Consider the following 22,787-nt stretch of genomic DNA (forward strand, 5'->3'; position numbering starts at 1 on the left):
TATACTACAAAAATGAAGATAACCCATTGTAAATTAAAGAAATCTTTGCAGAAAAAGCTTCTTGAATTTTTTGTTGCTGAAGTGACCGCTAGAACCGCTGCTGATTTATTAGGTATTCAACCCAATACGGCAGCCCTGTTTTACCACAAAATTAGGCTGGTCATTGAACACCATTTAGCCCTTGAAGCTCATGAAATTTTTGAGGGAAAAATTGAGGTAGATGAAAGCTATTTTGGTGGTCATCGCAAAGGAAAACGAGGGCGAGGTGCGGCTGGGAAAGTCGCTGTATTCGGTTTGTTGAAGCGTCAAGGAAAGGTGTTTACCGTAGTGGTAGAAAATACAAATCAGAAACGCTAATGCCGGTCATTACAAGGAAAATCAAGCCTGACAGCTGGGTTTATACGGATACCTATCGTAGCTATGATGCCCTTGATGTGAGCGAATTTCATCACGAGCGAATCAACCATTCCGAACTGTTTGCGGAGAAACAAAACCATATCAATGGCATTGAAAATTTTTGGAATCAAGCGAAGCGAGTACTCCGAAAATATAACGGAATTAACCGAAAAAATTTCCCTTTATTCTTGAAGGAATGTGAATTTCGGTTTAACTTTGGTACACCAAAAGAACAGCTCAAAACGTTGCGAAAATGGTGTGAGATTTAGGGCTAATCTACTACAGCCCCAAACATTTTATTCAAGAAATTGAACATTGGGGAGAAAAACAATGAACCTCAACACCCTCCGCCTCTTTGTCGCCGTTATCCAGCACGGCAGTCTCTCCAAAGCCTCCGAGCGACTCAATGTACCGATTGCAACCATTAGCCGTCAAATTGCCGATTTGGAAAAAGAGCTTAACATTCAACTCTTTGACCACTAAAAATCAGGCGTTAAACCCACAATGGCAGGGCAACGCCTGTATGAACAGGTGCATTTGTCCATTGAACAGCTTGCCACTGCCAAAGAAGTGTTGTTTGAAGAGCAAGGCAATTTAAAGGGCAAATTACGCCTGTCGGCAAGCCCTGCCTGCGAGCCTGTTTTGGCGTGGATAGCTGATTTTCAGGCAGCCTACCCACAGGTACAGGTGCATTGCACGCTGACCGACCGTCTGCTTGATTTGTCGGCAGACGGCATTGATGTAGCATTTCGGATTGGGCAGTTACACGGCGAACAGTTTATCGCCAAAAAAGTGGGGCAAATCGGCAGTAAATGGGTGGCACACCCTGATTTATTGGCACGATTGGGTACGCCCAATACCATCAAAGATTTGAAAAATTTCCCCATTGCCGCTTGGGCAAAAAATGAAGCAAGCGTCATTACACTTGGCACTGGCAGACAAGCGGTGGAAATTCCCTATCTTTTTGCCAGCAATGACAGCTATGCCATTGAATATATGGCAAAACAGGGCAAAGCAGTGGCGCTGCTTGCCGACAGCATGGTGGATAGACTCGTGGCAGAAAATGGCTTGGTGGAAGTCTTGGGCGAGATAGAAAACCCCAAATTTGATTTGACGATGATTTATGCCGCCCATCGTTATCCGTCTAGCATTGTGCGGGCGTTTGTAGGGTTTGTGTTGGAACAAGTAAAAGCTAATTGAGTATTTTTAAAGAAAAATGACCGCTTGTGGATTTTAAACTCACAAGCGGTCATTTTTTTATGTTTTTTTGCAACTACTCTTTTAATTTTTCAATTTCTTTAATGAACTCTTCAATATCACTAAAGCTTAAATAAATAGAGGCAAAGCGGATATATGCTACTTTGTCTAATTGTTTAAGTGCGTTCATTGCCAATGTACCGATATGGCGACTCGGCACTTCTCGTTCGCCCATCGCTTGCAGCTGAATAATGATTTGGCTAATTGCTTTTTCGACATCATCAGCACTGACAGGGCGTTTATTTAATGCACGTCTTAACCCTGTTCTTAATTTTTCGGCATCAAACGGCTCTCGGCTACCATTATTTTTGATCACGTAAGGCACAACTAATTCGGCCGATTCAAAGGTAGTAAAACGTTCTTTACAGCTTATACATTCACGGCGGCGGCGAATTTGATAACCGCTTGCTGCAAGCCGTGAATCGATCACTTTAGTTTCTTCAGTGGAACAAAATGGGCAGCGCATTATTTTTCCCCTTTCTGTTGTGCGATAAAGGCTTTATGCAAATTCTCCGGCGGAGGTGGCATTTGCAAATAGTAGCCTTGCTCTATAAGTAATTGTAACACTTCTTCGTTTTTAGCACGCACCAATGGCTTTTCACCGGTTAAATTAAACATCATCACAAATTCAGGCTTACCAAATAACTGGCGTAATGTTTCCGGTACTTGCTCAAATTGGTCACGCTTAGGCACATATAAATACATTCCTTCTTTTGCCTTACTGCGATAAATCGCACAAAGTGTGATTGGCTGAGTTGGTTTAGTATTCATCATCATAATGCCCTCCTGTGTAATTATCAAAACGGGAATACTGCCCTTGGAACGTTAAACGCACCCGACCAATCGGGCCGTTACGTTGTTTTCCGATAATAATTTCCGCAATGCCTTTCAGATCGGAATTGTCGTTATAGACCTCATCACGATAAATAAACATAATTAAGTCCGCATCTTGCTCAATAGAACCTGACTCACGCAAATCCGAGTTTACCGGACGTTTATCGGCACGTTGTTCCAAACTCCGGTTTAGCTGAGAAAGAGCGACTACTGGCACTTCTAATTCTTTCGCTAGTGCCTTTAAAGAACGGGAAATTTCTGCGATTTCTAAAGTACGATTATCTGCAAATCCCGGCGCTCGCATTAATTGGAGATAGTCCACCATAATCAAGCTTAATCCGCCATTTTCACGATAAATCCGTCTCGCTCGAGAACGTAATTCGGTCGGTGTTAAACCGGAGCTATCATCAATATAGATATTATTACGTTCTTGTAAAATTGCCATTGTGCTGGAGATTTTAGCAGTGTCTTCATCATCTGAAATCTGACCGGTTCGGATCTTGGTTTGATCGACCCGAGAAAGTGAGGCAAGCATACGCATCATAATTTGGTCTGCCGGCATCTCCAGGCTGAAAATTAGCACTGGCTTTGCCGGTTTTTTCTTCGGATTACCCTGTTCGTCTAAATCATCTTTATCTTCAATATCCACTAATGAAGCATTTTCACATAAGTTCATTGCAAAAGTAGTTTTCCCCATTGAAGGACGGGCTGCCACAATGATTAAATCCGAAGGCTGTAACCCTGCGGTTTTTTTATTGAGATCAACAAACCCGGTAGAAACACCAGTAACTCCGCCGTTATGGCGATTTTTAGATAGCGAATCCATTCGGGCGAGTGTTTTAAGTAAAATATCGTCAATACGTTGTGGCCCTTCATTGGCATTATTGCGTTTTTCTGCAATTTCAAACACAATTCGCTCTGCTTCGTCTAACACTTCCTTGGAGTTACGCCCTTTCGTTTTGTAGCCCATTTCCGCAATTTGATTGCCGGCACTGATTACACTTCTTAAATCGGAACGATCTCGCACAATATCCGCATAGGCTAAAATATTTGCTGCACTCGGGGTATTTTTAGAAAGCTCGGCTAAATAGGCAAAACCTCCTACATCTTGCAGCACCCCTTTGTCTTTTAAGGCTTGATCCAGCGTAATAATATCAATCGGTTTATTGTGGCGCACCAACTCCGCCATTTGTTCAAAAATAATTCGATGCGCATAGTTGTAAAAATCGTGCGGTTGTACACGCTCAGCAACATTATCCCAGTGATCATTACTGAGCATAATGCCACCAAGCACCGCTTGCTCTGCCTCAATCGAATGTGGTGAGATATTAATTTGCTCAACCTGCTTATCTTTCATCTTCTCTTGGGTTGTTCCGCTATATTCTGCCATATTTTTCTCTTGCTATAATGACGTATTGATGTACATAGTGTATCGGAATTTTAATTAAATTGAAATTTGCAAATTTTAGGCAAAATTCGCCCGCTTGTTATTTTCCGCTTTACTTAAAATCAATTTTCGTTAAAATCTTTGAGAATTATTTTCAATATAAATGGAGTTATCCAATGATTAAAAAAGCCTTGTTTGCATTGACCGCAACTGCTGTGTTTGCTGCTTCTGCATTTGCCAAAGATGTTACTATTCCAACTGCAGAGAGGTTACTTTCAAAGAAACCCCGTCTAAAATTGCCGTGTTTGACACCGGAAGTTTGGATACTTTACAAGCCTTAGGTGTAAAAATTGATGGTATGCCTGAATTTAAGGTGCTTTCTTATCTTAAACCGAGTGCAGACAAAGCGGTGAATGTCGGTACGGTATTTGAGCCGGATTTAGAAGCGTTAAATTCTTTAAATCCGGATTTGATCATTGTTGGCACACGCACAGCAAAAACATTTGATGAAGTCAGCCAAATTGCGAAAACCATCGACATGACGGATAATGGCGATAAATTAATCGAAAGCGGATTACAGCGTCTTGATTCTTTCGGCAAATTATTTAATAAAGAAGCGGAAACCGAAAAACTAAAAGCAGAAATTAATACTTTATTAGACCAAACCAAAGTGGCAGTAAAAGGTAAAGGTAACGGACTGATTATTTTAGTCAATGGTGGCAAAATTTCTGCATTTGGTTCAGGTTATCGTTTAAGTTGGATTCACGATAATTTAGGGATTCCAATGGCAGATTCTAGCATTAAAAATACCGGTCACGGTCAGCCTGTTTCGTTTGAATTTATCCAAAAACTCAATCCGGATTGGTTGTTTGTGTTAGACCGTATTGCGGCTATCGGACAAGAAGGTCAATCAGCCCAACAAGTGTTGGATAATGAATTAGTTCGTCAAACTAAAGCTTGGAAAAACGGTAATATCGTTTATCTAAGTGCTGCCTCATATTTAGCGCCGGGTGGTTATGAGCAGATGAAAACCGACCTAACTAACATTAAAACAGCATTTGAGAAAAAATAATTAACCTTACAAGCGGTCAGATTTCCTCCTATTTTTGCAAGTGCCTGCATTTGTAAAAAAGAGAGAGAATATGACCGCTTGCTATTTATCACTATGTTCTCTTTTTTTAGATTAAATCTATTTCTTTTAATATTGCTCATTCCAATCAGTGCCAGTGTGGGTGTGGCAGATTTTCATTGGAGTGAAATTTTTCATTCTTCCGAACAAAGTCAGATCTTTTTTATCAGCCGTTTACCAAGAACGCTCGCAGTGATATTAGTCGGTGCAACCTTAGCCGTTGCAGGTATGGTATTACAAATTGTGCTGAAGAACCGCTTTATTGAGCCTAGTATGATTGGCACTAGCCAAAGTGCGGCAATTGGTATTTTACTTGCTAGTTTACTTTTCCCAACATCAGCATTACTGTTAAAAATGTCTATTGCCACATTAAGTGCATTAATGGGAATGGGGCTTTTTATGTTGCTCATTCGTCAATTACCGCCTCATCAACAATTAATGCTCCCATTAATCGGGATCGTTTTTGGCAATGTTATTGAAGCTATCAGCACTTTTATTGCTTATGAAACTGACAGCCTACAAGTGCTTTCGATTTGGTTTTCCGGCGATTTCTCCGGTATTTTGGCAGGTCGGTATGAACTGCTCTGGATTACCGCTATTCTGGCTGTTGTGGTTTATGTGATGGCAGATCAATTAACCATTGCAGGCCTTGGTGAAAATATTAGTACCAACTTAGGCATTAACTACAAACAAATGACTTGGCTTGCCTTAATTGTGGTGGCGATGATTACCGCTATTGTCGTGGTGACGGTTGGACAGATTCCGTTTATCGGCTTGGTCGTCCCTAATATTGTCTCTCGCATAGCAGGTGACCGATTGCGTAAAAATCTGCCTGCGGTCGTGGTGTTAGGTGCGAATTTAGTCCTGATTTGTGACATTTTAGGGCGAGCCATCAATGCCCCTTATGAAGTGCCGATTTCTACTATTTTTGGGATTATTGGGACAGTGATTTTCCTCTATTTATTGCTCAAAGGGAAACGGGCTGAGGAGAAGGCTCGTGGTTAGATCACGCTTTATCGTTTTAAGCTTAATCTTATTAGCAAGTATTCTGTTTTATATGACCTATAATGCGAAAGGTAATTGGGACTTTATATTGCAACTGCGTGGCAAAAAGCTTATTTTGCTCTGTACTATTGCTTATACGATTGGTATTTCGACCCTGCTATTCCAAACACTCACACATAATCCTATTTTAACTCCAAGTATTTTGGGGTTCGATTCGCTCTACTTGCTATTGCAAACCTCGTTAGTATTTTTATTTGGCGGTTTAGGCTTTACTCAGTTAGACCCAAGCTATAAGTTTTTCTTTGAAACCTTGTTAATGCTAGGGGCATCAATATTACTATTTAGTTCACTGAATCGAAATCGATCCGATTTAACCCGAATGCTTTTAATCGGTGTCATCTTTGGTGTCTTATTTAGAAGCCTAAATAATTTGTTGCAACGAATGATCGACCCAACAGAGTTTGCCGTTGCTCAAGGCACTTCTTTTGCCTCATTTAACCTGACTACCCCTACATTACTTTGGATTGGAGGCTGTATCGCTATTCTCTCTGCCATTTGGGTCTGGTTACAACGGCATAAATTAGATATTTTGTTACTTGGCAAAGATAAGGCAATTGGGCTTGGGTTAGAATATCATCAATTTTCACGTCAATTACTAATCTGTTGTGGATTGTTGGTGTCTGTTTCAACCGCACTTGTTGGCCCGATTCTATTTCTAGGGCTACTTGTTTGTGCCATTGTTAATGCAATTAGCCCGACTGTTTGCCATAGCGTGCGAATACCAATGACTTTTTTAATCTCTGCCATCACCTTAATTTTAGGGCAGGCAATCTTCGAGCAAGTGCTGAAAATGCAAGGGGTTCTGAGTGTCGTTATTGAATTTATTGGCGGTATTGTCTTTATTTATCTCATTTTAAAACGGAAAAAATAACCATAAATTAAGGAAGAAAATGATAACGGTTAAAAATCTTCACCACAAAATCGGGAATGCCACGATTCTGAATAATATCAATTTAACCATTCCAAATGGTGGTATTACCGCTTTAATCGGAGCAAATGGTGCGGGCAAATCCACCCTGCTCTCTTTAATTGCACGCTTGCAACCTATCCAACAGGGTGAAATCCACTTAAATGAGCTGAATACAGCCAACACAGCTTCTCAAACTATCGCTCGACAACTGGCTATCTTGACCCAAGATAATGTGATTCATAGCCGTATTACCGTCAAAGATCTGCTGTTATTTGGGCGTTACCCTCATCATCAAGGCAGAATCACTTCGCACGATAATGCCATTGTAGAAGAGGCTCTGGTACGATTTGATTTATCGACTTTCTCCCACCGATTCTTAAATGAATTATCCGGAGGGCAACGCCAGCGGGCATTAATTGCAATGACCTTCTGTCAGCAAACCGATCATATCTTATTAGATGAACCACTGAATAATTTAGATATGTTCCATGCTCGGGAATTAATGAAATTATTACGAAAATTAACCGATGAACTCGCCTTAACTACTATAATGGTGGTACACGACATCAACATTGCTGCTGCTTACGCAGATACTATTATTGCAATGAAAGATGGTGGAATTAAGATGATCGGCACCCCAAAAGAGATTATCACCACTGAAAATTTAAAAACAGTGTTTAATCTTGATGCCGAAGTGTTAGAATGCCAAGGCAAACCTTTAGTTATTCATCATATTTAACGTTTGAAGATCATGGTAATTAATAAAAATTGCGTCTTAATTTATTAATCTAAACGATAGAAACTTATATTTAGTTTCTAATTTCTTGAATTCTCAACCTCTCTTAACTCGTGATTTAATTTACCTAAAACGTTGAAAAATTTACCGCTTGCAGTCTTCACTCCAAGCGGTTGTTTTCATTCACTATCTAGTTCGGTAATTAGAATGGCTTTTAGTTCTAACTGTTCTTGTTCCGATAAAGCTTTTCCTTGATCATTACTGACCACAAAGAAATCCTCTACCCTTTCACCAATAGTCGTAATTTTCGCATTAATTAAATTTAATCGGAGCCGGTTAAAAATATAGCCTATTTGTGCCAACAACCCTTCTCTATCCAAGGTAAAAAGTTCAAATTCGGTTTGTTGCTTTGATGACGGAGGAAGAAAACGCAGCCGAGTTTTACGCTTAAATGACAAATGTTTCACCGGTTTTTTGGTAAATTTTATGCCTGTTTCAGTTAAGCTTAACATTTTCATCATCGCCTGCTGAATTTGCATACATCTCTCATCGGTTAAATCATCATCACCATCACGCTCACTTACAATAAAGCTGTCTAACACTACACCATTTTCAGTAGTAATAATTTGTGCATCGTGAATGCTAATGCGTTTTTGGCTGAGTAATTGGGCGATTCGAGCAAACAGTTGAGGTTGATCTTGGCAACATACAAAAATTTCTGTACCACCACGGGCATATTCATTACTGATTAAAACCATCGGCAACCGGCGAGTTTTTACATAATGCAGAGCGTGCCATACCAACTGAGTCGGTGTATGGTGAAGAAAATAACGCTCCGGGCAAGGTTGCCAAAATGCGTTTAATGCTATTCGCTCATCAGCTGAAAGCACGAACTTCATCAGTTCTAATGCTTGCAAGCGATGCTCTTGTGCCACTGCTTGATAATTCAAATTTTGAGCCAGTTGCTGTAGCGTAAATTGATATAATTGGGTAAACAGCGAGGCTTTCCAATCATTCCAGAGGCTCTCACTGGTTGCACAAATATCTGCAACCGTTAAACAAAGTAGTGAAGATAAAGCGGTCTGATTTTGCACTTTTTTTGCAAATTCGCTGATGATTTGCGGATCGTGGATATCTCGTCTTTGTGCGGTGATCGACATTGTCAAATGCTCTGCCACCAGCCAAACCATATCATTGATTTGTGCTTGAGAAAAACCGTGTAGTTCCGCAAATTCTCGCATATCCAGCGCACCAACTTGAGCGTGTTCGCCCTCTCTACCCTTGCCAATATCGTGGAAAAGAGCCGCAAGATAGAGCAACGGTTTCTCAGAAAGCGTTGCAAATAGCTGATGACATAGTGGGAAAAACGCCCGACTTGGATCTTCGCTAAAATTTTCTAAATTTAACATGACTCTGACCGTATGCTCATCGACTGTATAAATATGGAATAGGTCGAATTGCATTAGCCCTTCGATCCCCTTCCATTGCGGTAGATAAGCACTTAAAAAACCCAGTTGGTGCATTGGAACTATTGCTCGGCTTATGACTTTCGGTTGAGCAAAAAGCTGTACGAATTTCTCTCGCATTTCAGGCAAAAAGCACATAGGCTCGTGTTGTTGCTGTAAACACAGTCTCAACTGACGTAAGGTGTCGGCATTCGCTATTAACGTAGGGTCATTAGTAAGATGAAAAAAGAGATCCAACATTGTTGTGGGTTGGGTTTTAAATATTTTGCGTTCGACCACAAACAATTGCTGTTCTTGCCGATAAAAATACTGATCAAGCGGTTGTTTTTGTGCATTTTTTTGCAACTCGTTTACATAGGCTTGTTCAAAACTGTTTAACAATAATTGGCTCAGTTGCGAAATAGATTTTGTGGCTTGAAAATAATCTCGCATCATTAATTCCACCGCTTGATTTGCTTCGCCTTGGTAGCCTAATATTTCACTCAGTTGTAATTGTCTGTCAAACCGAAGGCGATTATCGTAACGTTTCAGTTGCAAATGAAGTGCAAAACGCATCCGAAAAAGTACCGCTTGTGCTGCGATCAGCTCCTTATATTCTTCCGGGTAAAGTAGCCCTTTATTGAGGAGATCGACAAAAGAAGATACACCATAATGCCGTAGCATAATCCAAGAGATTAAATGCAGATCTCGCAATCCTCCCGGGCTATGTTTGAGATCTGGCTCAAGGTTATAGCTAGTATTATGATAACGTGCATAACGCTCATTTTTTTCCGCCATTTTCGCTCTAAAAAACGCTTTAATATCCCAGAAATCCGGCTGATAAAGTGCTTCTTTTAATCTTAGCCAAAGCGATTTATTACCCAATAAAAATCGCCCTTCCAACATATTAGTGGCAACCGAAATTTCTGCTTTCCCAATCTGAATACATTCTTCGAGCGTACGCACACTGGTGCCAAGTTGCAGTTTGCTGTCCCAAAGCAAGGCAAATAGTTCGTTTAAACGCTGCTGAATAGCCTCTTCTAGCGGTTTTTCAGTTAACACTAAGATATCCAGATCCGAAAGCGGAAACATCTCCTCACGTCCGTACCCCCCTACCGCTAATAGGGTAATATGTTCATATTGAGCGAGTCCAAAATCTTGCCAAAGTGCTTGCAGTAGTTGGTCATAAAATTGGCTACGTTGTGCAAGTAAGCTGAGTACATTTTCGGATTGAAATGCTTGCCGCTGTTGCTCCGTAAATGCTGATAAAAGCGTTTTTAATTCGTTGCTGTTTTTCATCATAATCTCTTCCTAAACTGGCAAAATAATAGGTCATTTATTTTCGTTTGCCTATATTTATTTTGGCTAAAATGCTTATAATGCCTTTATGTTTTTCATCTAAAAGGATAGTTTATGACACTTGCTGTTGCCGCTATTATCGGTGGCTTAATTATATTAGTTTGGAGTGCGGATCGTTTTGTAGAAGGGGCAGCCTCTACGGCTCGCCATTTTGGTATGACACCATTGTTAATCGGTATTGTGGTCATTGGTTTTGGTACATCTGCACCGGAGATGCTCGTATCCGCATCTTCTGCATTAAGCGGATCGCCGGGTATCGCTCTCGGTAATGCCTACGGTTCTAACATTACCAATATTGCGCTGATTTTAGGTTTAACCGCAATAATTAAACCACTATCAGTTAATTCCGATGTGTTAAAAAAAGAGTTGCCGATTTTACTGGCTGTCACCCTGCTTTCTGCTTATTTGGTTTATGATGCAAACGTCACTCAACTTGATGCGATTATTTTACTTGCTGTGTTTTTTGTATATATGGCGTGGACAATTATTACCGCAATGAAAAGTAAAAATGATGCATTAAGCTTAGATGTTGATGCAGAATTAACCAATAGTGCTAAGATGGGATTAGGAAAATCCATTCTTTGGCTAATTATTGGTTTAGTATCGCTAGTAATTAGTTCCCAATTCTTAGTCTGGGGAGCAGTTGAAGTGGCTAAATTTTTTGGTGTGAGTGATTTGGTAATCGGGCTTACTATTGTGGCGGTAGGCACCTCACTACCTGAATTAGCCTCTTCTATTGCAGCTGCTCGTAAAGGAGAAGTGGATTTAGCTTTAGGTAACATTATCGGTTCTAACTTATTTAATACGTTAGCCGTGGTGGGGATTGCCGGTGCTATAGAACCAATGCAAGCTTCAGCGGAAGTGTTTTCTCGAGATGTTTTGATAATGTCTGCCCTTACCTTCTTACTATTCATTTTCGGAATCAACCTCTATCGTCGGACAGAAGGTGGCAGAATTAACCGGTTAGAGGGCTTATTACTCTTTGCCGCTTATGTAGGCTATAATTTCTATTTGTTTAAAACTGCGGTCTAGTACCAAATTCAAAGAGCCACAAACGTGGCTCTTTAATTTATATGTTTAAGCTTGAATTAAGCATTACATTGTTCAAATGCCTTCATAAATTCAATGAGTGCTTTCACCCCATCAATCGGCATTGCGTTATAAATTGAGGCACGCATTCCACCTAATACTTTATGGCCTTTCAATGCCTGTAAACCACAAGCGGTCGCTTCTGCCACAAATTTTGCATTTAGCTCATCATTACCAGTGGTAAAAGTCACATTCATCAAGGAACGATTTTCGTGTGCTACCGTATTGTAATAGAATTTAGAGCTATCCAAATATTCATAAAGCAACATAGCTTTAGCAAGATTACGTTCTTCAGTAGCTTTAAGTCCACCCTCTGCCAGTAAATGTTGGAACACTAAAGAACATAAATACCAAGCAAAAGTTGGCGGGGTATTAATCATCGAATCAGCATCTCGCTGAGTTGCATAATTCCAAATAGATGGGGTATCTTTGCGTGCATTGCCAATTAAATCATCACGAATAATCACAATCGTAATGCCAGCAGGCCCTAGATTTTTTTGCGCTCCGGCATAAATTACTCCAAATTTGTTGATATCAATCCCTCGGGCTAAGATATTAGACGACATATCTGCCACTAACGGGGTATTTCCGACATTCGGAATATCGAAAATTTCTACCCCACTGATGGTTTCATTGGTGCAATAATGGACATAATCATATTGCTCTGCAATATCGCTGAAATCTAAACGACTCACTTTAAGTTGCGGTTCAGTCTCTAAAATATTGATTTCATCAATTTCCGCAAAGTTACGTGCTTCTTTTGCTGCTGTTGCCGACCAATGCCCTGAATTAAGGTAAAGCGCTTTGCCTTTTTTACCGATTAAATTCATTGGAATGGCTGCAAATTGCCCCCTTGCACCACCTTGAAGAAATAGAATACGATAATTGTCCGGCACATTATACAGCTTGCGTAAATCTGCTTCAGATTGTGCCGCCAGCTCCATAAATAGCTTTCCACGGTGGCTGACTTCCATCACTGATGTGCCTTGGTCTAGCCAATTTAATAATTCTTGTTGCGCTTTTTCGAGTACTTTTTTCGGCATCATTGCCGGGCCGGCACTGAAGTTATATATCTCTGTCATTTTTCACCTCGTATAGTAATAATATTGATTCTATTCTATCTGAAAAAAAGCGTAATGGTAGAATAAAAACAGAAAAATTATTTTAGCAAACTTGCATAAAATACTCTTTTTAAAAGCATAATACTCTTTCGTAACATCACCCAAATAAGGAATAAGCGATATAAAAAAACAAGCATAAATTTCTTCCATTTTTTGCAAAAAAATTATTAAAACAAACCGCTTGTCTTAAAAACATAATTTAATTTCGTGATCTTTACTAATACATCAAGTAAAATACGCCGGACTTTACAGTAAGAAGTCATTGTCAATATTATCACTATGGAGATATTTTATGGCATTGAATAACATTTTAGGTTTATTCGCCCAGTCCCCACTTAAACCGTTACAAAAACACTCAAATAAAGTGACTGAATGTAGCGAGTTATTAGAATCTTTTTTTGAAGCGACTTTTGAACATGATTGGGAAAAAGCAGCTGAAGTGCGCGGTAAAATTGTTGATTTAGAACGCCGCGCAGATGCCCTTAAACGTGAAATCCGCTTAAAACTGCCTCGTGGTTTATTTATGCCAGTTGAACGCGGTGATTTATTAGAACTAGTCACACAATTAGATAAGTTAGCAAACTATTCAAGAGATATTTCCGGTCGCATTATTGGTCGTAAATTAATCATTCCTACCGAAATGCAACCACTTTTCAAAAAATTCCTTTCTCGTAGTATTGATGCTAGCCGTCAGGTACGCAAAGTTTTGGATGAAATGGATCAGTTATTAGAAACTGGTTTTAGAGGGCGAGAGCTTGATTTCGTCAATAAAATGATTCTTGAACTTGACCAAATTGAAGATGATACCGACCAATATCAAATTACATTACGTCATACACTTCTTGAGTTAGAAAAAAACCTGAACCCTATTGATGTGATGTTTTTATACAAATGTATTGAAAGAATCAGCGTTCTAGCTGACCAAGCCCAGCGAATTGGTTCTCGTATTGAACTTATGCTGGCGAAGTCATAGGAGAAAATTAAATGGAATTACTCAATCAATATGGCTCAATACTGGTGATTATTACTGCTATTGTAGGGTTTATGATGGCTTTCGGTATTGGTGCTAATGATGTTTCAAATGCCATGGGAACATCCGTCGGCTCTGGAACAATTACGATTAAACAAGCTATTTTAATTGCTATGGTATTTGAATTTGCTGGTGCTTATCTGGCAGGCGGTGAAGTCTCAGATACAATTAAAAGTGGCATTATTGATCCGGCACAATTCGCCAATAGCCCTGATATCCTGGTACTTGGAATGATGGCATCTCTCTGTGCTGCCGGAATGTGGCTAATTATTGCAACTAAAATGGGTTGGCCGGTTTCAGCAACTCACACAATCATTGGTGCCGTTATTGGTTTTGCATTAATCACTATTGGTTCAGATGCAATTCAATGGGATGCATTAGGTGGAATTGTTGGGAGTTGGTTTGTGACCCCTATTCTTGCGGGGATCGTAGCATATTTGATCTTTATTAACTCACAAAAACTGATCTTTAACCGCTCAAACCCATTCAAACAAGCGAAAAAGTATGGCCCGATGTACATGGGAATTACTATTTTTATTTTAGTTCTTGTAACCGTGTCAAAAGGCTTAAAGCACGTAGGATTACATCTAGATACAGCTGAAACATTGGGAATTTCATTCGCGCTTGCCTTACTTGCTTTTATCATTGGATATTTTTATTTCCGCAGTAAAAGCTTTGCAATGAAAGCTCGTGCAGAAGGGAAAGGCTTCGCTGGCGTTGAGAAAATTTTTAGTATTTTAATGCTTATTACGGCCTGTGCTATGGCTTTTGCTCATGGCTCTAATGATGTTGCTAATGCTATTGGGCCTCTAGCTGCTGTTGAATCTATTGTAAGAAGTGGTGGAATGATTGAAGGTAAAACGACTTTAGCCCCTTGGATTCTCCCACTAGGCGCCTTAGGTATGATGATTGGTTTAGCTATTATGGGCAAGAATGTAATGGCTACAGTAGGTACTGGTATTACCGACCTTACTCCAAGCCGTGGCTTTGCTGCTCAATTTGCCTGCGCCGTCACGGTTGTCATTGCATCAGGTACTGGTTTACCAATATCAACAACCCAAACGCTTGTAGGAGCAGTATTAGGTGTGGGATTCGCCCGTGGTATTGCTGCACTTAACTTAGGCGTTATTCGTAATATTGTTATATCATGGGTAATTACCTTGCCTGTAGGTGCTGTGCTTTCAATTATTATCTATTATATTTTAAGCGCTATTTTCTATTAATTTTTCAAAAAGAATACAGGCAACTGTATTCTTCCTAGCTTTAGAGGAATATATATGAAGAAATTATCATCAGCTCTTCTGTCTTGTTTTTTACTCGGCCTATCTAGCCCTGCTTTAACGGCAGACACTTACATTACTGAAAATCTGAGTACATTTATGCGCAAAGGTGCTGGTGATCAATTCCGCATTTCAGGCGCTATTCAAGCAGGTGAAAAAGTCACAGTATTAGATCGTAAAGAGCGCTACAGTCTGATTCGAGATAGTCGTAACCGTGAAGGTTGGGTACTTAATTCAGACTTAAGCGATACTGCTAGTCCAAAAGAGCTGATTCCTCAATTAAAACAACAGGTTCAAGATTTAACCAATCGCCTGAGCAAAATCGATACCGAATGGCAACAACGTACCGCAGAAATGCAACGTAGAACGCAAGATTCAGTGCAGAAAAGCAGTGATTTGGTTGAGGAAAATGCACAACTAAAACGTGAACTGGAAATCCTGAAAAACAAAAATCGTGATTTAGAAACAATGCACGATTCCGAGAAACGTGAAATCGTGATTCAGTGGTTCATCTATGGTGGTGCTGTGTTAGGCGCAGGTTTACTACTTGGGTTACTCGTGCCTTTCCTGATCCCTCGCCGCAGACGTAACAACAGCGGTTGGGCTTAGTCTGCCACAATAAAACGTAAAAAGGATTCAGTTTTCTGAATCCTTTTTTACTTTTATCTGACCGATAATTTTTCCAACTCCCTAAAGTAAGTCGGGAACGTTTTAGCGGTACAATTTGGATCTAAGATCGTCACTTCTGTATTCGATAACGCAATTAATGAAAAACACATTGCCATACGGTGATCGTTATAGGTTTCAATTTCAGCGTGCTGGAAGTTTTCTAACGCAAGCGGTTGAATCCGAATAAAATCTTCCCCTTCTTCTACCTCTGCCCCGACTTTACGCAATTCGGTTGCCATTGCTGTCAAGCGGTCGGTTTCTTTTACCCGCCAGTTATAAATATTGCGGATAACTGTTTCTCCTTCGGCAAATAAAGCGGTTGTTGCAATCGTCATTGCCGCATCAGGAATATGATTCATATCCATATCTACGCCTTTTAGCGGGGATTGCTCGGCTTGAATAAAATCCTCTCCCCAAGTGATTTTTGCCCCCATTTTTTCCAACACATCGGCAAACAAGCGGTCGCCTTGGATCGATTTTTTACCAATGCCCGTTACTTTTACCTTGCCTTTAATCGCACCGGAGGCTAAGAAATAAGAGGCAGAAGAGGCATCTCCCTCCACCAAATAATTACCTTGTGGAGCAACATAGCCTTGTTTACCTTTAACTAAAAAGGTTTTGTAATCTCGATTTTCAACCGTAATACCAAAATCGTTCATCATCGAAAGGGTAATATCAATATAAGGTTTTGATACCAGATCACCGATAATCTCAATTTCCATATCGCTTTCCGCTAATGGGGCAGACATCAGCAATGCGGTTAGAAATTGGCTGGAAATCGAGCCGTCAATTTGCACTTTTCCACCTTGCAAACCGCTATTGCTAATTGCTAACGGCGGATAGCCTTCATTTTCTAAATACTGTACCTCTGCCCCTACTTGGCGTAAAGCATCGACTAAATGTTTAATCGGGCGTTCTTTCATTCTTGGCTCACCGGTAAGAATGATTTGAGCTGTTTCCGCCCCTTTTAAACACAATGCTGCTGCAAGTGGTCGCATTGCCGTGCCTGCATTGCCGAGAAACAGTGATAAGCCGTTTTGAACCTTAAAAGCTCCACCAATCCCTTCAACTACACAGACGGTTTTATCGTCCGATAGCTCATATTTCACGCCTAACGCTTTTAAGGCATTGAGCATATGTCGAATATCATCACTATCTAATAAATTGGTCACTTGAGTCGTACCGGTGGCTAAGGCGGCTAATAATAAGGCTCGGTTAGACAGGCTTTTAGAACCAGGTAAATTGATCTCGCCTTCTACTCGGGAAATCGGGGTTAAAGTTAGTTTTTCCATTTTTCTCTTTAAATTTGTAAAATTTTCATAAAAGGTAACCGCTTGTTAAGCTAACACTTTCAATAAGGCAGTAAAAAATCTCTCGTTTTCTTGCGGTAAACCGATACTAATGCGTAAATGATTCGGCATTCCATAACCTGCTATCGAGCGAACAATCACGCCTTCACGCAGTAATGCCTCATAAATCGGAGCGGCAGGACGTTTGAAATCAATAGTAATAAAATTGCCCTTAGAAGGGATATATTCCAAGCCGTTTGCTTGGCAGAAAGCCTCATAGCGAGCCATTTCCAAGCGGTTATTTTCTGCCACTTTTTTGACAAATTCATCATCATTCATTACCGCAATCGCTGAAGCTAAGGCAAGACTATTGCAGTTAAACGGCTGGCGAACACGATTTAATAAATCCGCAATTTCAGGGTTTGAAACCGCATAACCAATCCGAAGCCCGGCTAAGCCGTAAGCCTTAGAGAGTGAACGTGACACAATTAAATTCGGGTATTTTGCCAATAAGCCAAACGAATCCACCCGTTCTTGAGGCGCAGTAAACTCGGTATAAGCTTCGTCCAGCACCACGATTACATTTGCCGGCACTTTAGCTAAAAAGCCCTCAATTTCCGCTTGGGTTAAAAAATTACCGGTCGGATTATTCGGGTTGGCAATAAAAATTAATTTAGTTTTTTCGGTAATTGCAGCCAAAAAGGCATCTAAATTGTGTCCCCAATTTTTAGCCAGAATTTCACGGGCAACGGCATTAATCGCTTTCGTCACCAACGGATACACAATAAACGCATACTGAGAATAGATAATTTCATCTTGCTCACCGGCGAAGGTGTGGGCAAACAGCTCTAATAAATCGTTTGAGCCATTGCCTAAGGTGATTTGATTGGCTTGTACGCCAAATTTTTGGGCAATAGTGGTTTTTAATTCAAAGCCGTTTGAATCCGGATAGCGGGTTAAATCGTCAAGCTGATTCAGAATCGCCTTTTTTGCACTTTCAGGAAAACCAAACGGGTTTTCGTTCGAGGCTAATTTAATGATATTTTGAATCCCTAATTCACGCTCTAGCTCCTCAATCGGCTTTCCTGCTTGGTAAGGCGAAAGGGATTTCACGCCCTCATTTGCGATGTTGATAAATTGCATAATAACCTCTGATTATTCTTATAAAATATAAGTTCGGATTGTAGTAAAGAATGATTGCCTTTACCAGTAAATTTTTTGTTACAACTGGAAAGAAATTGGTACAAACATTCGGATTAGCTTTGCAAAAAGCGTAAAAAATCTTACCGCTTGTCATTTATCAGTTAGGGAAAATAAAAAATCACTCTCTTATATAAAAACAATTACGCAAACGATTGCTTATTAAAAAAACTTCAGTATAATGCCGACATTTTTTAACTCTCGAGGAATCACTATGAACCATTTACTTTATTCTGTCGAAGACAAACCGCCTTTCGGGCTGAGCTTATTGCTTGCCTCACAACATTTATTAGCCGCTTTAGGTGGCATTATCGCTGTGCCTTTAGTGCTAGGGAATGTACTCAAACTCTCTACTGCGGATACTATAATCTTAGTTAATGCTGCACTTTTAATTTCAGGCATCGTCACTATTATTCAATGTCGAGGTATTGGCCCAATCGGGATTAGACTACCGAGTGTAATGGGAACTAGCTTTACGTTTGTTGCAGCAGCATTAGCGATTGGTTTCAGTGAAAGTGGCATTGCCGGCATTATGGGAGCCTCTTTAGTTGGCTCTCTAGTGATGATTATCGGCAGTTTTTTTATGCCTTATATCCGTAAGCTTTTTCCACCCGTGGTAACAGGTACTGTCATAATGATGATTGGCCTAAGTTTAATTCCTGTTGCAGTAGACTGGTTTGCTGGTGGTCAGCGTACTGATCCACACTATGCAACCCCAGAAAATCTTATAATGGCTAGTTTTGTATTAATTATTGTCGTTGCTTTAGTACAATGGGGGAAAGGTATTTTTTCAGCTGCTGCTATTGTGATTGGTATGATGATAGGTTATATCGTTTCGCTAGCTCTGGGTTGGGTAAGTTTTAATGGCGTGAAAGAAGCACAACTTTTTGCGTTACCACAACCTCTACATTTTGGCTTAGAATTTCCAATCTCCGGTATCATCGGAATGTCAATTGCTTATTTAGTTACCATTGTAGAATCTAGCGGAAATTTCTTAGCACTAGGCAATGCAACTAAAACTGAAATTACCGGAAAACACTTACGTGGAGGTGTATTATGTGATGGTTTAGGCTCAGCATTTGCGGCAATTATGTCCACAACTCCCTTTTCTTCTTTCTCACAAAATATTGGGGTCATTTCATTAACCGGTGTAGCCAGTCGCTATGTTGTAGCATTTACAGGCGCATTACTTGTACTAGCCGGTTTATTTCCTGTATTTGGAGCATTAATCGTGTCTATCCCGTTACCTGTGCTTGGCGGTGCAGGCTTAATGATGTTTGCCATGATTATCGCAGCCGGTATCCAAATGTTAGATAATATTCAACGTAGCAAACGAAACGGTTTAATTATTGCTATCTCTATCGGTTGTGGGCTGGCCGTAACAACTCGACCTGAGCTATTGGATAAGCTTCCATACTTCTTTAAAGAAGTTTTTGGCTCAGGTATTACGGTCGGCTCCTTATTAGCACTTATTTTGAATTTAGTTTTACCTGAAGATAAAATAACCAAGAAAGAAAATAAGAGTGATGAATAAATCACCCTAAAAAAACAAGGACAGCTCACAATACAACTTTGATGCTGTCCTTTATTCCCATAGAGAGCATATTTAAATTTAGGTTAATAAAAAAATCTGCACTCTATATTGGTGTTTACCTTTAGAGTACAGATTTCTTCTTATTCTAACTTTCTAGCAAACAATTAGATTAATGTTCCGCTTTGGTATCGGCTAACGAATCCCCAATGTTATTATCTTTATTTGGATTATCCTCTAAAGTTGAACTTACATCCGCTGCCTGTTCACCACTTGGTGGAGTGGCGTTATCGTCTTTAGTTGGGGTATCTGTCCAACCTGATGGTTCACCCACCGGACGGCGTGCCATTAAATCATCAATTTGCTTGCTGTCTAAGGTTTCGTATTTCAATAAGGCATCTTTCATTGCGTGTAAGATGTCCATATTTTCTTCCAAAGTTTGCTTCGCTCGTTGATAGTTGCGGTCAATGATCTTACGCATTTCCACATCAATCAATTTTTGCGACTCTTCCGATACGCCCTTAATTGCACCCATTCCATCTTCATTTTGATAGAAAATCGGGCCTAATTCTTTTGAGAAGCCCCATTGAGTAACCATTGCTCGTGCAATTTGGGTTGCTCGATGAATATCAGAGGAAGCCCCTGTGGTAATTTTATCTTCACCAAAAATCAAGCCCTCAGCAATTCGCCCTGCAAATAGGGTGGAAAGTTGGCTTTCCAATTTGGTAAATGTTTCGCTTACACGGTCACCTTCCGGTAAGAATTGAGCAAAACCTAACGCCTGACCACGAGGCACAATTGTCACTTTATTCAGCGGATCGTGTTCCGGCATTAAATAGCCAACAATAACGTGTCCAGCTTCGTGGTAAGCAGTATTGATGATCTCTTTTTCCGTCATTGTATTTGAACGTCGTTCCGGCCCCATATTGATTTTGTCACGGGCTTCTTCGAAATCTTCCATCGTTACCACACGTTTATTCTTACGGGCAGCAAATAAGGCAGCTTCGTTCACCAAGTTTGCTAATTGAGCACCAGAGTAACCCGGCGTACCACGAGCAATTTGCATCGGGTCAACTCCCTCTGCAAGCGGTACTTTTTTCAAGTGAACTTTCAAAATTTGCTCACGCCCTTTCACGTTCGGCAAATCGACCGTGACTTGGCGGTCGAAACGCCCCGGACGAGTTAAGGCATCATCTAACACATCGGCACGGTTGGTTGCAGCGATGATAATCACACCTTCAGAGCCTTCAAAGCCGTCCATCTCAACTAACATTTGGTTGAGGGTTTGTTCACGCTCATCGTGTCCACCGCTGAAACCTGCACCACCACGTTTACGCCCTACCGCATCAATTTCATCAATAAAAATAATACAAGGGGCATTTTTCTTGGCTTGGTCGAATAAATCACGCACCCGTGAAGCACCCACACCTACAAACATTTCCACGAAGTCGGAACCTGCCATTGTAAAGAATGGCACTCGTGCTTCACCTGCAATCGCTTTCGCCAATAAGGTTTTACCCGTACCCGGAGGGCCTACCATCAAGATCCCTTTTGGAATGCGCCCACCTAATTTTTGAAATTTAGTTGGGTCACGCAAAAACTCAACAACTTCGCCTACTTCTTCTTTGGCTTCATCACAGCCGGCTACATCAGAAAATCTGGTCTTAACTTCGTCTGCGGTCAACATTTTGGCTTTATTTTTCCCAAAGCCCATTGCACCACGTCCTCCGCCACCTTGCATTTGTCGCATATAAAACACATAGAAACCGATTAACAGCAACATTGGGAACCAAGAAATCAAAATTTGCGAGAGCAAGCCACGACGCTCAGCAGGCTGACCGGTAATCACTGCATTGGTTTTTGCTAAATCTGCCATTAAGTACTCATCATACATCGGCATTACGGTTTGGTAGGTTGCACCATCATTTTTCGTCACCAAAATGGTGTCATCATTCTGTTTGAAATCGACCCCTTTTAAACGATTTTCTTTAATATCGCTTAAAAAAGTCGAATATGGCACTGTATTTGAGCTACCACTGAAATTAGAATTAAAACCTTCATAGGCTGTCATCATCACAATGGCAATCACCACCCAAAGTAAAATATTTTTAACCATATCGTTCAAGGTTAATCCCCTATCTGCTGAATAAAAAACTGTTCAAGATTACTATAAAAGCGGTCGAATTTTCCAATTTTTTTGCAAAATGTTAATAAAAAATGACCGCTTGCTTGTTTTCTAGCCTTTATAACCTGTCGCTACAATATAAACTTCTCGAGACCGATCTCGAGACGCCTCCGGTTTTCTGACTTTTACCACACTAAAGAGCGAGCGGATTTCTCGAAGGTATTCATCAAATCCTTCGCCTTGGAATACCTTAACCACAAAACTGCCTTTGGTTGCTAATACTTGGCGACACATATCCAATGCCAATTCCACTAAATACATTGCACGAGGAATATCAACCGACGGCATACCGCTGAAATTGGGAGCCATATCCGACATCACCACATTCACTTTGTCTTCGCCTACTCGCTCAAGTAACGCATTCAGCACCGATTCTTCACGGAAGTCGCCTTGTAAGAAATCCACGCCTACAATCGGGTTCATATCTAAAATATCACAAGCGATTACTCTGCCCTTACTGCCGATTTGCGTCACCACATATTGCGACCAACCGCCCGGTGCGGCACCGAGATCCACCACCGTCATTCCCGGTTTGAATAAACGGTCGGTTTGTTGAATTTCATCTAACTTAAAATACGCCCGTGAACGCAATTTTTGTTTATGTGCTTTTTGCACAAATTGATCTTTAAAATGTTCTGCAAGCCAACGTGATGAACTCGCACTTCGTTTTCTACCCATTTGTTCTTCTATCTTAATTAATTCAACGATTTATAATAAGGGTTAAATTAGCAAATTCAAGAGATGTTCTAAAATTTAGCTCGGCTTATTATGCTTAATTAATGGGGCTGTCCTAGATAACTAACCTAAACTACCCTTAACCAATTGTTTTAAAAAGGATATTTGAGATTTTAAGTCACTGTGATTAAAACGCCATT

At 40.4% G+C, this 22,787-nt stretch carries 19 protein-coding genes and 3 pseudogenes; 12 read left to right on the top strand and 10 right to left on the bottom strand.

The window, feature by feature from the left end:
- Nucleotides 1-12 precede the first annotated feature (12 nt).
- The 3 genes and pseudogenes from EDC41_RS08170 (at nucleotide 13) to EDC41_RS08175 (ending at nucleotide 1,596) form a co-directional block, all read left to right on the top strand.
- Nucleotides 13-665: pseudogene (locus EDC41_RS08170) on the top strand (IS1595 family transposase).
- A 61-nt stretch (nucleotides 666-726) separates the two neighbouring features.
- A complete protein-coding gene (locus EDC41_RS13685; protein WP_006250698.1) occupies nucleotides 727-879 on the top strand; it encodes a LysR family transcriptional regulator in 153 nt (50 codons plus the stop codon).
- A 21-nt stretch (nucleotides 880-900) separates the two neighbouring features.
- On the top strand, nucleotides 901-1,596 hold the full coding sequence (locus EDC41_RS08175) for a substrate binding domain-containing protein (protein ID WP_006250699.1): 696 nt from the start codon (nucleotides 901-903) through the stop codon (nucleotides 1,594-1,596).
- A gap of 73 nt (nucleotides 1,597-1,669) precedes the next feature.
- Here EDC41_RS08175 and nrdR read toward each other — a convergent pair whose 3' ends face one another.
- From nrdR to EDC41_RS08195, 3 genes are read right to left on the bottom strand one after another with little or no spacing between them, the layout of a single operon-like run.
- Complete coding sequence (gene nrdR / locus EDC41_RS08185) at nucleotides 1,670-2,119, bottom strand: transcriptional regulator NrdR (RefSeq protein ID WP_006249443.1); 450 nt, start codon at nucleotides 2,117-2,119, stop codon at nucleotides 1,670-1,672.
- Entirely contained in the window at nucleotides 2,119-2,424 is a 306-nt protein-coding gene (locus EDC41_RS08190) for a YcgL domain-containing protein (RefSeq protein ID WP_006250700.1), read from the bottom strand. The genes nrdR and EDC41_RS08190 overlap by 1 nt, the downstream gene beginning before the upstream one ends.
- A complete protein-coding gene (locus EDC41_RS08195) occupies nucleotides 2,414-3,877 on the bottom strand; it encodes a replicative DNA helicase (RefSeq protein WP_006250701.1) in 1,464 nt (487 codons plus the stop codon). The genes EDC41_RS08190 and EDC41_RS08195 overlap by 11 nt, the downstream gene beginning before the upstream one ends.
- A 173-nt stretch (nucleotides 3,878-4,050) precedes the next feature.
- On the opposite strand from EDC41_RS08195, the pseudogene EDC41_RS08200 reads away from it, so the two are divergent.
- From EDC41_RS08200 to EDC41_RS08215, 4 genes and pseudogenes are all read left to right on the top strand, one after another.
- Nucleotides 4,051-4,946 (top strand): annotated as a pseudogene (locus EDC41_RS08200) (siderophore ABC transporter substrate-binding protein).
- A 93-nt stretch (nucleotides 4,947-5,039) separates the two neighbouring features.
- Entirely contained in the window at nucleotides 5,040-6,008 is a 969-nt protein-coding gene (locus EDC41_RS08205; RefSeq protein WP_006250703.1) for an ABC transporter permease, read from the top strand.
- Between the two features lie 52 nt (nucleotides 6,009-6,060).
- Entirely contained in the window at nucleotides 6,061-6,939 is an 879-nt protein-coding gene (locus tag EDC41_RS08210) for an iron chelate uptake ABC transporter family permease subunit (protein ID WP_006252852.1), read from the top strand.
- A 19-nt stretch (nucleotides 6,940-6,958) separates the two neighbouring features.
- On the top strand, nucleotides 6,959-7,717 hold the full coding sequence (locus tag EDC41_RS08215; RefSeq protein WP_006250705.1) for an iron ABC transporter ATP-binding protein: 759 nt from the start codon (nucleotides 6,959-6,961) through the stop codon (nucleotides 7,715-7,717).
- A gap of 176 nt (nucleotides 7,718-7,893) precedes the next feature.
- On the opposite strand, the gene glnD is transcribed toward EDC41_RS08215, so the two are convergent.
- Nucleotides 7,894-10,461 carry a bifunctional uridylyltransferase/uridylyl-removing protein GlnD gene (glnD, locus tag EDC41_RS08220; RefSeq protein WP_006249449.1) on the bottom strand — a complete coding sequence of 856 codons (2,568 nt, stop codon included), beginning with the start codon at nucleotides 10,459-10,461 and terminating at the stop codon, nucleotides 7,894-7,896.
- Nucleotides 10,462-10,572: 111 nt separating this feature from the next.
- On the opposite strand from glnD, the gene EDC41_RS08225 reads away from it, so the two are divergent.
- Nucleotides 10,573-11,550 (top strand): calcium/sodium antiporter, encoded by a 978-nt coding sequence (locus tag EDC41_RS08225; protein ID WP_006250706.1) that lies wholly within the window; start codon nucleotides 10,573-10,575, stop codon nucleotides 11,548-11,550.
- 56 nt (nucleotides 11,551-11,606) lie between these two features.
- Here the strand turns inward: EDC41_RS08225 and serC are convergent, their stop codons facing one another.
- Nucleotides 11,607-12,689, bottom strand: coding sequence for a 3-phosphoserine/phosphohydroxythreonine transaminase (gene serC, locus EDC41_RS08230; protein WP_006250707.1), 1,083 nt, complete (start codon nucleotides 12,687-12,689; stop codon nucleotides 11,607-11,609).
- Nucleotides 12,690-13,020: 331 nt separating this feature from the next.
- Here serC and EDC41_RS08235 point away from each other — a divergent pair, with 331 nt between their 5' ends.
- The 3 genes from EDC41_RS08235 to EDC41_RS08245 are packed head-to-tail and all read left to right on the top strand — an operon-like array spanning nucleotide 13,021 to nucleotide 15,647.
- On the top strand, nucleotides 13,021-13,701 hold the full coding sequence (locus EDC41_RS08235) for a TIGR00153 family protein (protein ID WP_006249453.1): 681 nt from the start codon (nucleotides 13,021-13,023) through the stop codon (nucleotides 13,699-13,701).
- 11 nt (nucleotides 13,702-13,712) lie between these two features.
- Entirely contained in the window at nucleotides 13,713-14,981 is a 1,269-nt protein-coding gene (locus tag EDC41_RS08240; RefSeq protein WP_006250708.1) for an inorganic phosphate transporter, read from the top strand.
- Nucleotides 14,982-15,035: 54 nt separating this feature from the next.
- A complete protein-coding gene (locus EDC41_RS08245; RefSeq protein ID WP_006249455.1) occupies nucleotides 15,036-15,647 on the top strand; it encodes a TIGR04211 family SH3 domain-containing protein in 612 nt (203 codons plus the stop codon).
- 53 nt (nucleotides 15,648-15,700) lie between these two features.
- Here the strand turns inward: EDC41_RS08245 and aroA are convergent, their stop codons facing one another.
- Both aroA and hisC read right to left on the bottom strand, forming a co-directional pair.
- Nucleotides 15,701-16,999, bottom strand: coding sequence for a 3-phosphoshikimate 1-carboxyvinyltransferase (gene aroA / locus EDC41_RS08250; RefSeq protein ID WP_006250709.1), 1,299 nt, complete (start codon nucleotides 16,997-16,999; stop codon nucleotides 15,701-15,703).
- A gap of 45 nt (nucleotides 17,000-17,044) precedes the next feature.
- Entirely contained in the window at nucleotides 17,045-18,139 is a 1,095-nt protein-coding gene (gene hisC, locus EDC41_RS08255; protein WP_006249457.1) for a histidinol-phosphate transaminase, read from the bottom strand.
- A gap of 271 nt (nucleotides 18,140-18,410) precedes the next feature.
- Between hisC and EDC41_RS08260 the strand changes: the two genes are divergently transcribed.
- Nucleotides 18,411-19,730 (top strand): uracil-xanthine permease family protein, encoded by a 1,320-nt coding sequence (locus EDC41_RS08260; protein ID WP_006250710.1) that lies wholly within the window; start codon nucleotides 18,411-18,413, stop codon nucleotides 19,728-19,730.
- A gap of 169 nt (nucleotides 19,731-19,899) precedes the next feature.
- Here EDC41_RS08260 and ftsH read toward each other — a convergent pair whose 3' ends face one another.
- The 3 genes and pseudogenes from ftsH to EDC41_RS08275 form a co-directional block, all read right to left on the bottom strand.
- Nucleotides 19,900-21,843: an ATP-dependent zinc metalloprotease FtsH gene (gene ftsH / locus EDC41_RS08265; RefSeq protein WP_006250711.1), complete on the bottom strand. Its 1,944-nt coding sequence runs from the start codon at nucleotides 21,841-21,843 to the stop codon at nucleotides 19,900-19,902.
- A 120-nt stretch (nucleotides 21,844-21,963) separates the two neighbouring features.
- Complete coding sequence (gene rlmE, locus EDC41_RS08270; RefSeq protein ID WP_006249461.1) at nucleotides 21,964-22,590, bottom strand: 23S rRNA (uridine(2552)-2'-O)-methyltransferase RlmE; 627 nt, start codon at nucleotides 22,588-22,590, stop codon at nucleotides 21,964-21,966.
- 120 nt (nucleotides 22,591-22,710) lie between these two features.
- A pseudogene (locus EDC41_RS08275) lies at nucleotides 22,711-22,787 on the bottom strand (IS1595 family transposase); the annotation flags it as partial.

Source organism: Mannheimia haemolytica (genome assembly GCF_004342115.1).
Taxonomy (GTDB): domain Bacteria; phylum Pseudomonadota; class Gammaproteobacteria; order Enterobacterales; family Pasteurellaceae; genus Mannheimia; species Mannheimia haemolytica.

Excerpts from the sequence above, each read along its gene's own strand:
- EDC41_RS13685 (WP_006250698.1), top strand. The coding sequence starts at position 727 with ATGAACCTCAACACCCTCCGCCTCTTTGTCGCCGTTATCCAGCACGGC.
- EDC41_RS08175 (WP_006250699.1), top strand. The coding sequence starts at position 901 with ATGGCAGGGCAACGCCTGTATGAACAGGTGCATTTGTCCATTGAACAG.
- nrdR (WP_006249443.1), bottom strand. The coding sequence starts at position 2,119 with ATGCGCTGCCCATTTTGTTCCACTGAAGAAACTAAAGTGATCGATTCA.
- EDC41_RS08190 (WP_006250700.1), bottom strand. The coding sequence starts at position 2,424 with ATGAATACTAAACCAACTCAGCCAATCACACTTTGTGCGATTTATCGC.
- EDC41_RS08195 (WP_006250701.1), bottom strand. The coding sequence starts at position 3,877 with ATGGCAGAATATAGCGGAACAACCCAAGAGAAGATGAAAGATAAGCAG.
- EDC41_RS08205 (WP_006250703.1), top strand. The coding sequence starts at position 5,040 with ATGTTCTCTTTTTTTAGATTAAATCTATTTCTTTTAATATTGCTCATT.
- EDC41_RS08210 (WP_006252852.1), top strand. The coding sequence starts at position 6,061 with ATGACCTATAATGCGAAAGGTAATTGGGACTTTATATTGCAACTGCGT.
- EDC41_RS08215 (WP_006250705.1), top strand. The coding sequence starts at position 6,959 with ATGATAACGGTTAAAAATCTTCACCACAAAATCGGGAATGCCACGATT.
- glnD (WP_006249449.1), bottom strand. The coding sequence starts at position 10,461 with ATGATGAAAAACAGCAACGAATTAAAAACGCTTTTATCAGCATTTACG.
- EDC41_RS08225 (WP_006250706.1), top strand. The coding sequence starts at position 10,573 with ATGACACTTGCTGTTGCCGCTATTATCGGTGGCTTAATTATATTAGTT.
- serC (WP_006250707.1), bottom strand. The coding sequence starts at position 12,689 with ATGACAGAGATATATAACTTCAGTGCCGGCCCGGCAATGATGCCGAAA.
- EDC41_RS08235 (WP_006249453.1), top strand. The coding sequence starts at position 13,021 with ATGGCATTGAATAACATTTTAGGTTTATTCGCCCAGTCCCCACTTAAA.
- EDC41_RS08240 (WP_006250708.1), top strand. The coding sequence starts at position 13,713 with ATGGAATTACTCAATCAATATGGCTCAATACTGGTGATTATTACTGCT.
- EDC41_RS08245 (WP_006249455.1), top strand. The coding sequence starts at position 15,036 with ATGAAGAAATTATCATCAGCTCTTCTGTCTTGTTTTTTACTCGGCCTA.
- aroA (WP_006250709.1), bottom strand. The coding sequence starts at position 16,999 with ATGGAAAAACTAACTTTAACCCCGATTTCCCGAGTAGAAGGCGAGATC.
- hisC (WP_006249457.1), bottom strand. The coding sequence starts at position 18,139 with ATGCAATTTATCAACATCGCAAATGAGGGCGTGAAATCCCTTTCGCCT.
- EDC41_RS08260 (WP_006250710.1), top strand. The coding sequence starts at position 18,411 with ATGAACCATTTACTTTATTCTGTCGAAGACAAACCGCCTTTCGGGCTG.
- ftsH (WP_006250711.1), bottom strand. The coding sequence starts at position 21,843 with ATGGTTAAAAATATTTTACTTTGGGTGGTGATTGCCATTGTGATGATG.
- rlmE (WP_006249461.1), bottom strand. The coding sequence starts at position 22,590 with ATGGGTAGAAAACGAAGTGCGAGTTCATCACGTTGGCTTGCAGAACAT.